Below are 13311 nucleotides of genomic sequence, written 5' to 3' on the forward strand. Positions count from 1 at the left end.
CGCCCGACATAATGGTTTTGAATACGAGGTCCGTCGGGGTGACGGTAAACCTTGCCGGAGAGCTGAATGAAATCCTGGAAGCAGATTGCCTTGTGCCTGCTGATCGCTGCAGTCGCCATCGGTAGCTGGTACGCATATAAGAGCAGGACCGACGAGGTGAAAGCCGCCGCCACTGGGGGCGAGACGCCCCGAAACGGGGGCGGGCGGTCTGCGCCGCTGGTTGTCGTTGAAGCGGCTGGCGAGGAAACCATCAACAACCGTCTGACTGCTATTGGTTCAGCCCGGGCCCTCAGCACCGTATCGATAACCCCTTATTCCAGCGGTTACATGACGAAACTTTACGTCAAGGCCGGCGACAAGGTGAAGGAAGGCGACCCGATCGCGGAGCTTGATGCAGAGACGGAAAAGATCGTCGTCGCCAAAGCCGAAACTGCACTGAAGGATGCGCAGACGACCCGCCAGCGTATCGCAAAGCTGCGGGCGACGAACACTGCCACAGAAGTTCAGGTGGTCGAAACGGAACTGGCCGTTGCCAATGCACAGCTTGCCTTGCAGGACGCGCAGCTTGCTTTGAGCCGCCGCACGGTCCGTGCGCCGATTTCCGGTATTGTCGGCATCCTTCCTGTCAATGTGGGTAACTACATTACCGCACAGACATCCATCGGCCGCATCGATGACCGGTCGAAAGTGTTGATCGATATCTGGGTGCCGGAACGGTTTGCGCCGCAGATCAAGGTCGGCCAGCCTCTGACTGCGGAATCGACCGCTTTCCCCGGCGAGACCTACAGCGGCGAGATCAATGCAGTCGACAACATGCTGGATGAAGCCAGCCGGACATTGCATGTTCGCGCAGAAGTGCCCAATGCGCAGGATCGTCTGCGCGCCGGCATGTCTTTTTCCGTCACTGTTCTCTTCCCGGGCGACCGCTATCCTTCGGTTGACCCGCTGGCCATTCAGTGGGGCGCCGACGGTTCCTATGTCTGGCGCGTTGAAGACGGCGTTGCCAAGAAGATCGGTGCCCGTATCGTTCAACGCAACTCGACCAATATCCTCATCGACGGTCCGGTGAAGCAGGGCGACATGATCGTCACACAGGGCGTTCAGACCGTGCGGGACGACGCGCCCGTTCGCGTGAAGGACGAGCAGGGTACGGCACTGGCTGACCCCGCCTCGGTAAAGCGGACCGCAGGATGAGGATGACAACGTGACCGGTCACAATTCCTCATCCGGCAAAGGCGGATCGACGGCGCTATTCATCCGCCGCCCGGTCTTTGCATTCGTTATCAATGTTCTGATCGTCGTCGCCGGTCTGGCGGCATTCACAGGCGTCGATATCCGCGAACTGCCGGACGTCGACCGGCCCGTCGTGACAATCAGCACGGATTTCAAGGGCGCGTCCGCTGAAACCATCGACCGCCAGTTGACGCAGGTTCTTGAAAACGCGGTGGCACGCGTTTCCGGCGTGAAATCCATTTCCTCTACCTCATCGTTTGAGCGCAGCCGCGTCACGGTTGAGTTCAATGACGGCGTTGACCTCAACGTTGCAGCAGCCGATATGCGGGATGCGATCTCCCGCGTTGCCAATGACGTGCCGGAAGAGGCCGACCCTTCGCGCATCATCAAGGCGGACTCCAATGCCGACGCGGTGATGCGTTTGGCGGTTACATCCGACACCATGTCCGTTGACGACATGACCGTGCTGGTCGAAGACCAGATACAGGATATCCTGTCGGCCGTTCCGGGCGTGGCGGACGTCCAGATCAACGGCGACCGCGACAAGATTTTTCGGATTGATATCAACCAGGCGCGCCTTGCAAGCTATGGCCTGACCATTGCCGATATAACCAGTGCGCTTTCTTCCATGGGACTGGATGCCCCTGCCGGTTCGCTGCGCAGCGCCGATCAGTCCATTGTGGTCCGCGCTACGGCCAATCTGGAAAAGCCTGAGGATTTTGAGAACGTCTACATCAACGGACGCACGCAGATCCGCGATGTCGCGACCGTTACGCTTGGACCGGATATCGAAAGCTCCGCAGTTCGTTCCAACGGCAAGACGGCGATCGGTCTCGGTATCGTCCGACAGGCACAGTCGAATACGCTGGATATTTCGGAAGGCATTCGTGCGGCGGTTGCCAATCTGCAGAAGACCTTGCCTGCGGGCGTCAATATTGCGGTTACCAGTGACGACGCGAACTTCATCAATGGCGCAATCCATGAGGTGGAAATCGCGCTGATCGCTTCGGTTGTCATCGTTGTTGCGATCATTTTCATGTTCCTGTGGGATTTCCGCGCGACGCTCATTCCCGCCTTGTCCATGCCCGTCGCCCTCATCGGCACAATAGCCGCCATCTATCTGGCGGGATTTTCGGTCAATATCCTGACCCTTCTGGCGCTGGTGCTGGCCACAGGTCTCGTGGTCGATGACGCCATTGTGGTGCTGGAAAATGTTGTCCGGCGGCGCAATCAGGGTATGGGGCCGCGCGCGGCTGCGGTGCTTGGCACGCAGGAAGTCTTTTTTGCGGTTATCGCCACCACACTCACTCTTGCGGCGGTGTTCGTGCCGATTTCCTTCCTGCCGGGGCAGGCGGGCGGTCTGTTTCGCGAATTCGGATTCGTTCTGGCGATTGCCGTTCTTCTGTCGTCGGTGGTCGCGCTGACACTTTGCCCGATGCTCGCCTCGCGCTTTCTCAAGGAAGGGAATGGCGAAGAGAGCGGTCATGGCCCGCTTTTCCTGCGCCGGATCGGTGGAGGACTTGCTGCTTTTTACCGAAAGACGCTGCATCTCTGCCTTTCAGCGCCTTTTGTGGTTGTGCTCGTCGCTCTGCTTTTCGCGGGTGCATCCTATGTTGGCTATGGCCTGATCCGTCAGGAACTGACGCCGTCGGAAGATCGTGCCGTTGCGCTGCTTCGCATCAACGGACCTCAGGGCATCAGCGTTGAGTTCCTTCAATCGCAACTCGACCGGATCGAGGAGGCGATTCAGCCCCTGCGCGACAGCGGTGAAATCACCACCACCTACGCCATCGCCGGTTCGGGCGGTTCGGCCAACAACGGCTTTGTGGTCCTGACGCTGGCGCCGTGGAAAGAACGTGCGCGCAGCCAGCAGGAAATCATGGCTGACATCACCCAGCGTATCAAGGGCATAACGGCGGTTCGCATCTTCACCACCCAGCCGAACAGCCTTGGTATTCGCGGCGCGGGCAACGGCTTGCAGTTCGCCATTGTGGGCAGCGACTATGCCAAGCTGCAGCCTGCGGCGCAGGCGGTTGTCGCTGCGCTGGAAAAGGACCCGCGCTTCGTACAGCCGCGCCTTTCCGTGGAACCGACCCAGCCGCAATTGTCCGTCGAGATCAATCGCGAGCGGGCCTCAGATCTGGGGATTGACATTACCGGCCTCGCCAATGCGGTGCAATCGGTACTCGATGGCCGCAAGATAGGATCGGTCTATGTCGGGGATCGCAGTTTCGATGTGAAACTCGTTTCCACGACCAATCCGATCAACGATCCAACCGATCTTGAAAACATATTCATGAAGACGACGGACGGCCGCTATGTGCCCATGTCATCCATCGCTTCGGTCGTCGAGAAAGCGGTTCCGCCACAGCTTGATCGCGAAACGCGCCAGCGTTCCGTCTCGATAACGACAAACCTGCGTGACGATTTCGCATTGGGCGATGCCTATAAGACCGCGCAGGAAATCGCGGCTCCCCTGCTGCCGCCGGGAAGCCATATCATTCCGCTGGCGGAAGCCTCGACGCTCAGCGAAACCTCAAGCGGCCTCGCCATGGTGTTCGGCTTTGCCATCATCATCATTCTTCTGGTGCTGGCAGCACAGTTCGAAAGCTTTGTAAGCGCGTTGATTGTGATGGCGACCGTTCCTCTGGGACTGGGTTGTGCCGTTTTCGCCATGCTGCTGACCGGCACAAGCCTGAACGTCTATAGCCAGATCGGCCTCGTGCTTCTGGTTGGCATCATGGCAAAGAACGGTATCCTGATCGTCGAGTTCGCGGACCAGTTGCGTGACAAGGGCTTGAGCGTTCGCGAAGCAATCGAGGAAGCATCCAATATCCGTCTCCGCCCTGTCTGCATGACGATGATCTGCGCTGTTCTTGGCGGTGTGCCGCTGATTTTGGCGAGCGGTGCCGGTGCAGAAGCCCGCGTGGCTCTCGGCTGGGTCATCGTGGGTGGTCTCGGTCTGGCAACGATCGCCACCCTTTATGTCACGCCGGTCGCCTATCTGCTGCTCGGACGCTTTACGCAGCCGAAGGCCGAGGAAGAAGCGCGGCTGGAACGCGAGTTGGTCAGCGCGGTGGCGCTGGAGAAAAAGATCGATTAGAGCATTTCCAGCAAAAATGTGAAACGGTTTTGCGTCCGGAAAAGCGGACAATGAAAAACCCGGAAGCAGGCTTCCGGGTTTTTCTTTTCACAGAGACTGCGCAATTATTTTTTCATGGCATCGGTGATTTTCGCGGTCCACGCACCCTCAGGCTTCTTGGTGATCACGGGATCGGAACCGCCGCCGAGAAGTGTTTCGACAGTGCGGTCGGCGGCGGCCACATCGAGCGTGCCGTCAGAGCCATCGATGAGCTTGCCGATTTCCTTGATCATGCGTTCCTGAACTTCCTGTTTCTGCGCGCCGGAGGAGTCGTTCTCCAGAATGATCTCGGCGGCTTCGTCCGGATGCTCGGAAGCATATTGCCAGCCTTTCATCGAAGCGCGAACGAAGCGCGCCAGCTTGTCGACCATCGCCGGATCGTCAAGGCTCTTTTCCAGCACGTAAAGCCCGTCTTCCAGCGTCGCCACGCCCTGTTCCTCATAGGGGAACACGACGAGCTGGTCTGCCGGAATCCCCGCATCGATCACCTGCCAGTATTCATTATAGGTCATGGTGGAAATGCAGTCGGCCTGCTTCTGGATCAGCGGATCGACGTTGAAGCCCTGCTTCAGCACGGTCACGCCATCCTTGCCGCCCTCAGTGGGAATTTTCAGGTGGTTCATCCAGGACAGGAAAGGATATTCGTTGCCACCGAACCATACGCCGAGCGTGCGGCCCTTGAAGTCTTCCGGCTTGGTGATGTTGGTGTCCTTGCGGCAGGTCAGCATCATGCCGGATTTCTTGAACGGCTGGGCGATGTTCACCAGCGGCACGCCTTTCTCGCGGGTCGCAAGCGCCGACGGCATCCAGTCGACCACGACATCTGCACCGCCGCCGGCTATCACTTGCGGCGGGGCCACATCAGGTCCACCCGGCTTGATATCGACGTCGAGGTTCTCTTCCTCGTAATAGCCCTTGTCCTTCGCCACATAGTAACCGGCGAATTGACCCTGCGTGACCCATTTGAGCTGCAAGGTCAGCTTGTCGGCAGCCATTGCCGAACTGCTCAAAAGAGCGAGCGCCAGCCCCGCAGTCCCAAGGCATAAAGAAATTGCCTTTTTCATTTCCGTTCTCCTCTGGTTCTTTTTATCAGGCGTATTCCGAAAACCGGTTTCCACTTTTCTGAATGCGCTTTGGTCTGCCTTATTTTTGCAGATGCCAAATATTCGGGCTTAGGTCCTCCTGTATGAAGGGTGCCAGAATGTCATGCGTCGCTCGATCAGCGCGATCAGCCCGTAGGAGAGAGATCCGGCAAGCGCGGCGACGAAGATTTCGGCCCAGACCATATCCACATTCATGCGTCCGATCTCGGCCGAGATGCGGAAGCCCATGCCGACGATGGGCGTGCCGAAGAATTCGGCCACGATGGCGCCGATCAGCGCAAGGGTGGAATTGATCTTGAGCGCGTTGAAGATGAAGGGCATGGCGGCTGGCAGGCGCAGCTTCACCAGCGTCTGCCAATAGCCGGAGCCATAGGTTTCCATCAGGTCGCGTTCCATCGATCCGGTGCTGGCAAGACCGGCGACCGTGTTCACGAGCATCGGGAAGAACGTCATGATGATGACGACGGCTGCCTTGGACTGCCAGTCGAAGCCGAACCACATCACCATGATGGGCGCGACGCCCACGATGGGAAGTGCTGCCGCCAGGTTGCCAAGCGGCAGCAGGCCCTTGCGCAGAAACGGAACCCGGTCGGCGATGATCGCCGTCACGAAGCCCAGGCCGCAGCCCGCCACGTAACCGATGATGACGGCCTTGAGAAACGTCTGCCTGAAATCTGCCCATAGGATCGGCACTGAATCGGCGATGCGCGCCCATATGGCCGATGGCGCGGGCAGGAGAACCTGAGGGATGGCGAAGAGCCGAACCGTCGCCTCCCAGAGCACTAGCATCGCGATGCCGAACAGCGCCGGTACCGCTATGTCCAGGAGCCTCTGCCCCGCTGGATTTCGGCTTTTCAGGCTTGCCACCCAGCCGACGAGCAACCACGAAGCGGCGATAAGCGCCAAGACGGAAAGAATGCCTGTCATCATGCTGCGGCCCTTTCCGGTTTCGCGCCCATGCGCCGGTTCACAATCTGCGCGGCGATGCCGATCAACGCCACGAGAACAGCCGCCATCAATGCGGCTGCGACGAGCGCGGCCCATATCTGCACGGTCTGTCCATAGTAGGAGCCTGCCAGAAGCCTCGCTCCGAGGCCTGCAACCGCGCCGGTTGGCAACTCACCGACAATCGCGCCGACAAGGCTGATCGCGACCGCGATCTGCATGGAGGTGAACAGAAACGGCATGGCCGCAGGCCAGCGCAGTTTCCAGAACACCTGCGAGCGCGAGGCATTGTAGGTGCGCATGAGGTCTAGATGCATCACATCGGGCGAACGCAATCCCTTCACCATGCCGACGGCGACGGGGAAGAAGGACAGATAGGTCGATATGATCGCCTTCGGCAGCAGGCCCGCTATGCCGATGGCATTCAGGACCACGATGACCATCGGCGCTATGGCGAGTATGGGGATCGTCTGCGAGGTGATGATCCACGGCATAAGGCTTTTGTCGAGCGTGCGCGAATGGACGATGCCGACTGCCAGCAGGACGCCGAGTGCCGACCCCATGACGAAGCCGAGCAGGGTGGAGGAGAGCGTCACCCAGCCATGATAGACGAGGCTGCGCTTGGAACTGGGCTTGACGCCAAACACGCTTTTCCAGATTTCCTCGGCCACCTGATGCGGTGCGGGCAGGACCGGACGATCCTGATGCATCGTGTTGGCAGCGAGTGTCGAGAAGGAAATTTCCGTTCCCGCGCGCGCCGCCTGATCGCGTTCGAACGGCGCGTTGAGAAACACCGCAAGCGCGTACCAGAGTGCGATGATGACGATAAGGATCGTCGTCACCGGGATCAGTTTGTCGCGCAAAAAGGAGGCCTCAGTCATGGATATGCCCCAGCCGAAGCCCTTCGCGAACGCGATGGGCGATCTTGAGAAAGGCTTCCGATTCCCGGATTTCCAGCGGACGGTTGGGCCCCAGATCGCAATCGATGATTTCGTGTATCCTGCCGGGGCGCGGGCTCATGACCACAATCCTGGTGGAGAGGAAGACCGCCTCGGGGATTGAATGTGTGACGAAGATCACCGTCTTGCGCGTTGCGGCCCATAGTTTCAGAAGCTGTTCGTTGAGATGGTCGCGCACGATTTCGTCCAGCGCGCCGAAAGGTTCGTCCATCAGCAGCATGTCGGGATCGAAGGACAGCGCGCGCGCAATGGATGCACGCTGCTGCATCCCGCCGGAAAGCTGCCAGGGATATTTCTTGCCGAAGCCCGAGAGATTGACGAGCGCCAGGTTCTTTTCGATCCGCTCGCGCCGTTCCGCCCTCGAAAAGCCCATGATTTCGAGCGGCAGGCTTATATTGTCCTCGATGGTGCGCCATGGAAACAGTGCCGCCGCCTGAAACACATAGCCGTAGGAGCGGTCGAGACGCGCCTGTTCCGGCGTCTTTCCATTGACCGCGACGGAACCGGATGTCGGCTGTTCGAGATCGGCAACCACGCGCATCAGCGTGGTCTTGCCGCAGCCCGAAGGTCCGATGAAGGAAACGAACTCGCCGCGCTCCACTGCGAGGTTGATATTCGAAAGCGCATGAACCGGACCGTCATTGGTCTCGAACACCAGCGAAAGATCGTTGATGTCGATAACGGTCCCGTCTGCTTTCGGGCCCCGCTCCGGGGCCATGCTGTTGACATTCATCATATGCACTTCCCGAAGCTGAGCCATGGTCATCGTATCAGACCCCTATCGGCATGTGTTCGGCGCTGCGCTCCACCTTGCGGGGGGCGACGATTTCCTTCCATTGCGACAGCGCGCGGTTGACCGCGCCGTTCGGCTCGCGCTCGATGAAGCGCCCGTCGCCAGGCTCCGCCGTAACATGCCCCTCCTTGAACGCAATGCGCCCTCTTGAGAGCGTCACTACGGGCAGGCCCTTGAGTTCGAAACCCTCGAATACGTTGTAATCGATGGAGGATTTCTGGGTTCTGGCCGACACCTTCCTGGTCGCTTCCGGGTCCCATATGACCAAATCGGCATCGGCGCCCGGCAGCACCGCGCCCTTCTGCGGATAGATGTTGAGGATTTTTGCAATGTTGGTGGAGGTCACGGCCACGAATTCGTTTGGCGTGAGCCGCCCTGTGCGCACGCCGCGCGACCACAATACCGGCATGCGTTCTTCAAGACCGCCCGTTCCATTCGGAATCTTGGTGAAATTGCCGATGCCGTAGCGCTTCTGTTCGGTGGTGAATGCGCAATGGTCGGTCGCAACGCATTGCAGGCTTCCCGCCGCAAGGCCTGCCCAAAGGCTGTCCTGATTGGCCTTGTCGCGGAAGGGGGGCGACATCACGCGCCGTGCCGCATAGTCCCAGTCGCGATTGTGATATTCACTTTCATCCAGCGTCAGGTGCTGGATCAGCGGCTCGCCGAAAACCCGCATCCCTTTCTGGCGCGCGCGGCGGATCGCCTCGTGGCTCTGCTCGCAGGACACATGCACCACATAAAGCGGCACGCCTGCCTGATCGGCGATCATGATGGCGCGGTTGGTGGCTTCGCCTTCCACTTCCGGCGGGCGGGAATAGGCGTGCGCTTCCGGTCCGTCATTGCCTTCGGCCAGCAGCTTCGCCTGCAATTGTGCGACTATGTCGCCGTTTTCGGCGTGGACCAGCGGCATGGCGCCAAGTTCTGCGCAACGCTGGAACGAGGCGAACATCTCGTCATCGTTCACCATCAGCGCGCCCTTATAGGCCATGAAATGCTTGAAAGTGTTGATGCCGCGCTTCACCACCTCGGCCATTTCATTGAAGGTGCGCTCGTTCCAGCCGGTGATTGCCATGTGGAACGAATAATCGGTGCGCGCCTTGCCCGCTTTCTGGAACCATTCCTGCAGCGCCTCCAGAAGATTGCCTTCCGAGCCGGGAAGGACGAAATCGACCACCATCGTCGTGCCGCCTGCAAGCGCGGCCGAAGTGCCGGTATCGAAATCGTCGGAGGAATAGGTGCCCATGAAGGGCATCTGCAAATGGGTGTGCGGGTCGATGCCGCCGGGCATGATGTAGCAGCCGGATGCATCGATCACTTCATCGCCGGAGAGATCATCGCCGACAGCAACGATCTTTTCGCCTTCGATGAGAACATCGGCTTTAAAGGTGCGGTCAGCCGTGATGACGGTTCCGCCTTTGATGACCTTTGCCATTGTTCGTCGTTCCCCTTTTGGTTTTGTTGCGAACAGTAGCAGTATCGGAGAGGCCCGAAATCAACTCACAATTTCAGCGGTCTCCAATACTGCATGCAGAAGCACGTCGGTTCCCGCCGACGCCCATTCCTTGGAAATATCCTCGTCTTCATTGTGGCTGAGGCCATCCACGCAAGGGCACATGACCATGGCGGTCGGCGCGACGCGATTGACCCAGCACGCATCATGACCCGCGCCGGAAACGATATTGCGGTGGCTGTAGCCAAGCCGTTCCGCCGCATTGCGGATAGCCTCCACGCAGCCATTGTCGAATGTCACGGGATCGAAATGGCCGGCCACCTCGATCTCTATGCCGATGCCCAGTTCCTCGGCGATCTTCGGCGCTTCCTTTTCAAAACGCGACTTCATGTCGTCCAGCACAGCCTGATTGGGCGAGCGGAAATCGACGGTGAAAACGATCTGGCCGGGGAGCACATTGCGCGAATTGGGGGACACGTCGATATGGCCGACGCCACCCACTGCGTCCGGCTGGTGCGACATGGCGATCTCGTTGACGAGCTGCAGCATCTTGCCGAGGCCAAGGCTCGCATTCTTGCGCATCTTCATGGGCGTGGAACCGGTATGCGCTTCCTTGCCGGTCAATGTCACTTGCAGCCACCACAGCCCCTGGCCGTGCGTGACGACACCGATATCTTTATGTTCAGCTTCAAGGATGGGACCCTGCTCGATGTGAAGCTCGAACATCGCATGGATTTTGCGTTTTCCGACCGGCTCATCGCCTTTCCAGCCGATGCGCTCCAGTTCATCACCGAATTTCTTGCCTTTGGCGTCAGTGCGCTGATAGGCCCAGTCCTGCTCGTGCACGCCGGCAAAAACGCCGGATGAGAGCATGGCGGGTGCAAAGCGCGTGCCTTCTTCATTGGTCCAGTTCACCACGACGATGGGGCGCTTGGTTTTGATGTTCATGTCGTTGAGCGTGCGCATGACTTCGAGCCCGCCGAGTACGCCAAGCACGCCGTCAAACTTGCCGCCGGTCGGCTGCGTGTCGAGGTGGCTACCCATATAGACCGGGTCAGCGTCAGCATCCTCGCCCGGACGGGTGAAGAACATATTGCCCATGGTGTCCACGCCCATGGACAGCCCAGCCTTTTCGCACCAGCCCTGAAACAGCTTGCGGCCTTCGCCGTCCTCGTCGGTCAACGTCTGGCGGTTGTTGCCGCCGCGCAAACCGGGACCGATCCGGGCCATGTCCATCAGGCTGTCCCAAAGGCGATCGCCGTTGACTCTAAGATTGCTGGTGAGCACCATGCGCTCTGCCTCCGCATTCTGTATGGGCGTTCAAATCCGGGCCATTATATTTCTGGCCCATATTCACCCGCCAATATATGTTCCCGTGACCTGGCTCTCTGGCCACAATATTCTTGCCTTGCGGACAAAAACTTGACTAGTTGGTCAAATTGCAGGCTAGAAGAGCGTTTGAATATGGTCAAGCGCTTTTGGAGAATTCTACACTGCCGAAAGGTGTCAAATGACCACAGTCCCATCAGACTCCCGGGCCGAGCCTCTCGAAAACGAGCAGATGCCGACCGACAGATCGGAGGGCGGGACGCGGATTCAGGGCATCAACCGGCGGCTCATTCTGGACGCGGCGCTGGAGGTATTTTCCGCATACGGCTTTAGAGGCTCGACGGTCGATCAGATCGCCGCGAAGGCGGGCATGTCGAAACCAAACCTGCTTTATTATTTCCCGCGCAAGCAGAACATTTACGTGACCGTGCTGGAAGACACGCTCGCTACCTGGCTCGAACCTTTCGAGCACATCGATCCGGATGGCGACCCGCTTGAGGAGTTGCGTCGCTACATTGCCGTGAAACTGGAAATGTCGGCGAAGAAACCGGAGGCTTCGCGCCTTTTTGCCAATGAGATATTGCATGGCGCCCCGGCGATTTCCAATTTTCTGAAAGGGCACCTCAAGCAATTGGTCGATGAAAAGGCTGCGGTCATTCACCGATGGATTGCGGAAAAGCGTCTGGCGCCGGTCGATCCGTACCATCTGATTTTCACCATATGGGCGGTAACGCAGCATTATTCGGATTTTTCCGTGCAGGTCGCAGCCGTTCTCGGGCGCCGTTCGGAAGAAGCCGGATTTTATGACGAAACGGCCAAAGCGGTGAGTGCAATCATTCTTGACGGCATTCGCCCGCGAGATGAAAGTCCGCCCTCATGAAGACGATTCGAATTTCAGCAGCCATTGTCCGCGACGAAGCGGGCCGTTTCCTTCTCGTGCGCAAGCGCGGCAGCGAGATTTTCTTCCAGCCCGGCGGCAAGATCGATGCAGGCGAGCAGCCTGAAGTGGCCCTCATTCGCGAGATCGAGGAAGAGCTTGGCATTCTCGTTGATGAGAGCCAGTTGCGCTATGCTGCAAAAATGGCAGCACCGGCCGCCAATGAAGCCGATGCAACGGTTGAGGCCGAACTGTTTCACCTCACTTTGAAAGATGGTCAGGTTCCTGTCGCCTCCAGCGAAATCGAGGAGCTTCTATGGAACCCGCCGGGTGATACGACGCGCCCGGTCGCTTTGCTTTCACAGAACATTCAAGCGCGTTTTGCTTCGGATTACTGAACTGCTCGCGGCTCCACCCGGTTTCCTTCGCCATCGAAAAGGTGGAGGTGCTGTGCGGGGAAGCTCACCTGAATTGAGCCTTGCGTGTGCAGCGCATCGCGGTCCAGTGTGAAAATCTTGAACGGCAATCCATGCAGGCTGAGATGCAGGATAATGCCGAAGCCGGTCGGCTCCACCAGATCGACATCGGCAGATAAGCCCGCGGATTTCTCGATATGGACATGTTCGGGACGAATGCCGAGCGTCGCTTTGGCGCCATTCTTGAGGTTCAAGGGCTGCGGCAAGGCGATGAGCGTGCCGTCCTTGAGTTTCAGACGCGGACCGCCATCCTGTTCGAGATAGGTCACATCCAGAAAGTTCATGGCAGGTGAACCGATGAAGCCAGCCACGAAGAGATTGGCCGGACGGTCGTAGAGCTCCAGCGGAGAGCCGACCTGCTGCACCACACCGCCATGCATGGCGACGATACGGTCGGCCAGAGTCATGGCCTCGATCTGGTCGTGGGTGACATAGATCGACGTGGCTTTCAGCTCGCCGTGCAGCTTCTTGATTTCAGCGCGCATCTGCTCGCGCAGACGTGCATCGAGGTTGGAGAGCGGCTCGTCGAAAAGGAAAGCCTTGGGCTGGCGTACAATGGCGCGGCCCATGGCAACGCGCTGACGCTGGCCGCCGGAAAGCGCTTTCGGGCGACGTTCCAGCAAAGGCTCAAGGCCGAGTTTGGCGGCGGTCGATTGGATGGCGCTCGCGATTTTCTCTTTCGGTGTTTTGCGCAGCCGCATGCTGTAGCTCATATTGTCGGCAACGCTCATATGCGGATAGAGCGCATAGGACTGAAACACCATCGCAATGTCGCGGTCCTTGGGTGCCAGTTCATTGACGCGCTTGCCGCTGATCTGCACTTGCCCGGACGTGATGTCTTCAAGGCCTGCAATCATGCGCAGCAAAGTGGATTTGCCGCAGCCAGACGGGCCGACCAGCACGATGAATTCGCCATCTTTGATCTCAAGATCGACACCATGCAGAACAGCATGTTCGCCGTAGCTTTTGCGGACCGACTGAATATCGATGGAAGCCATATGGAA

Annotated in this window: 11 protein-coding genes; 4 read left to right on the forward strand and 7 right to left on the reverse strand. The window is 58.8% G+C overall.

Annotated elements, in window-relative coordinates:
* Window positions 1-66 precede the first annotated feature (66 nt).
* Together J9800_RS11735 and J9800_RS11740 are read left to right on the forward strand one after the other, a co-directional pair.
* A complete protein-coding gene (locus J9800_RS11735; protein WP_114214176.1) occupies window positions 67-1194 on the forward strand; it encodes an efflux RND transporter periplasmic adaptor subunit in 1128 nt (375 codons plus the stop codon).
* A 10-nt stretch (window positions 1195-1204) separates the two neighbouring features.
* Complete coding sequence (locus tag J9800_RS11740; protein ID WP_114214175.1) at window positions 1205-4336, forward strand: efflux RND transporter permease subunit; 3132 nt, start codon at window positions 1205-1207, stop codon at window positions 4334-4336.
* Window positions 4337-4440: 104 nt separating this feature from the next.
* Here the strand turns inward: J9800_RS11740 and J9800_RS11745 are convergent, their stop codons facing one another.
* The 6 genes from J9800_RS11745 to J9800_RS11770 all read right to left on the reverse strand — a co-directional run bounded on the left by J9800_RS11745 (window position 4441) and on the right by J9800_RS11770 (window position 10915).
* On the reverse strand, window positions 4441-5439 hold the full coding sequence (locus tag J9800_RS11745) for an ABC transporter substrate-binding protein (protein ID WP_114214174.1): 999 nt from the start codon (window positions 5437-5439) through the stop codon (window positions 4441-4443).
* A 108-nt stretch (window positions 5440-5547) separates the two neighbouring features.
* Entirely contained in the window at window positions 5548-6408 is an 861-nt protein-coding gene (locus J9800_RS11750) for an ABC transporter permease (protein ID WP_114214173.1), read from the reverse strand.
* A complete protein-coding gene (locus tag J9800_RS11755) occupies window positions 6405-7304 on the reverse strand; it encodes an ABC transporter permease (RefSeq protein WP_114214172.1) in 900 nt (299 codons plus the stop codon). The genes J9800_RS11750 and J9800_RS11755 overlap by 4 nt, the downstream gene beginning before the upstream one ends.
* Window positions 7297-8115, reverse strand: coding sequence for an ABC transporter ATP-binding protein (locus tag J9800_RS11760; protein WP_114214618.1), 819 nt, complete (start codon window positions 8113-8115; stop codon window positions 7297-7299). The genes J9800_RS11755 and J9800_RS11760 overlap by 8 nt, the downstream gene beginning before the upstream one ends.
* 37 nt (window positions 8116-8152) lie before the next feature.
* Complete coding sequence (hydA, locus tag J9800_RS11765; protein ID WP_114214171.1) at window positions 8153-9607, reverse strand: dihydropyrimidinase; 1455 nt, start codon at window positions 9605-9607, stop codon at window positions 8153-8155.
* A gap of 60 nt (window positions 9608-9667) precedes the next feature.
* On the reverse strand, window positions 9668-10915 hold the full coding sequence (locus tag J9800_RS11770; RefSeq protein ID WP_114214170.1) for a Zn-dependent hydrolase: 1248 nt from the start codon (window positions 10913-10915) through the stop codon (window positions 9668-9670).
* Window positions 10916-11135: 220 nt separating this feature from the next.
* Here J9800_RS11770 and J9800_RS11775 point away from each other — a divergent pair, with 220 nt between their 5' ends.
* Both J9800_RS11775 and J9800_RS11780 read left to right on the forward strand, forming a co-directional pair.
* Entirely contained in the window at window positions 11136-11834 is a 699-nt protein-coding gene (locus J9800_RS11775; protein WP_112589771.1) for a TetR family transcriptional regulator C-terminal domain-containing protein, read from the forward strand.
* Window positions 11831-12229 carry an NUDIX hydrolase gene (locus tag J9800_RS11780; RefSeq protein ID WP_114214169.1) on the forward strand — a complete coding sequence of 133 codons (399 nt, stop codon included), beginning with the start codon at window positions 11831-11833 and terminating at the stop codon, window positions 12227-12229. The genes J9800_RS11775 and J9800_RS11780 overlap by 4 nt, the downstream gene beginning before the upstream one ends.
* On the opposite strand, the gene J9800_RS11785 is transcribed toward J9800_RS11780, so the two are convergent.
* The gene (locus J9800_RS11785; RefSeq protein ID WP_112589777.1) at window positions 12223-13305 is read right to left on the reverse strand and encodes an ABC transporter ATP-binding protein; all 1083 of its coding nucleotides are present in this window, start codon (window positions 13303-13305) and stop codon (window positions 12223-12225) included. The genes J9800_RS11780 and J9800_RS11785 overlap by 7 nt on opposite strands.
* Window positions 13306-13311: the final 6 nt, after the last annotated feature.

The sequence above is a fragment of the Ochrobactrum sp. AP1BH01-1 genome (assembly GCF_018066705.1).
Classification (GTDB): Bacteria; Pseudomonadota; Alphaproteobacteria; order Rhizobiales; family Rhizobiaceae; genus Brucella.

Excerpts from the sequence above, each read along its gene's own strand:
- J9800_RS11755 (WP_114214172.1), bottom strand. The coding sequence starts at position 7,304 with ATGACTGAGGCCTCCTTTTTGCGCGACAAACTGATCCCGGTGACGACG.
- J9800_RS11750 (WP_114214173.1), bottom strand. The coding sequence starts at position 6,408 with ATGATGACAGGCATTCTTTCCGTCTTGGCGCTTATCGCCGCTTCGTGG.
- J9800_RS11735 (WP_114214176.1), top strand. The coding sequence starts at position 67 with ATGAAATCCTGGAAGCAGATTGCCTTGTGCCTGCTGATCGCTGCAGTC.
- J9800_RS11785 (WP_112589777.1), bottom strand. The coding sequence starts at position 13,305 with ATGGCTTCCATCGATATTCAGTCGGTCCGCAAAAGCTACGGCGAACAT.
- J9800_RS11775 (WP_112589771.1), top strand. The coding sequence starts at position 11,136 with ATGACCACAGTCCCATCAGACTCCCGGGCCGAGCCTCTCGAAAACGAG.
- J9800_RS11760 (WP_114214618.1), bottom strand. The coding sequence starts at position 8,115 with ATGAATGTCAACAGCATGGCCCCGGAGCGGGGCCCGAAAGCAGACGGG.
- J9800_RS11745 (WP_114214174.1), bottom strand. The coding sequence starts at position 5,439 with ATGAAAAAGGCAATTTCTTTATGCCTTGGGACTGCGGGGCTGGCGCTC.
- hydA (WP_114214171.1), bottom strand. The coding sequence starts at position 9,607 with ATGGCAAAGGTCATCAAAGGCGGAACCGTCATCACGGCTGACCGCACC.
- J9800_RS11770 (WP_114214170.1), bottom strand. The coding sequence starts at position 10,915 with ATGGTGCTCACCAGCAATCTTAGAGTCAACGGCGATCGCCTTTGGGAC.
- J9800_RS11780 (WP_114214169.1), top strand. The coding sequence starts at position 11,831 with ATGAAGACGATTCGAATTTCAGCAGCCATTGTCCGCGACGAAGCGGGC.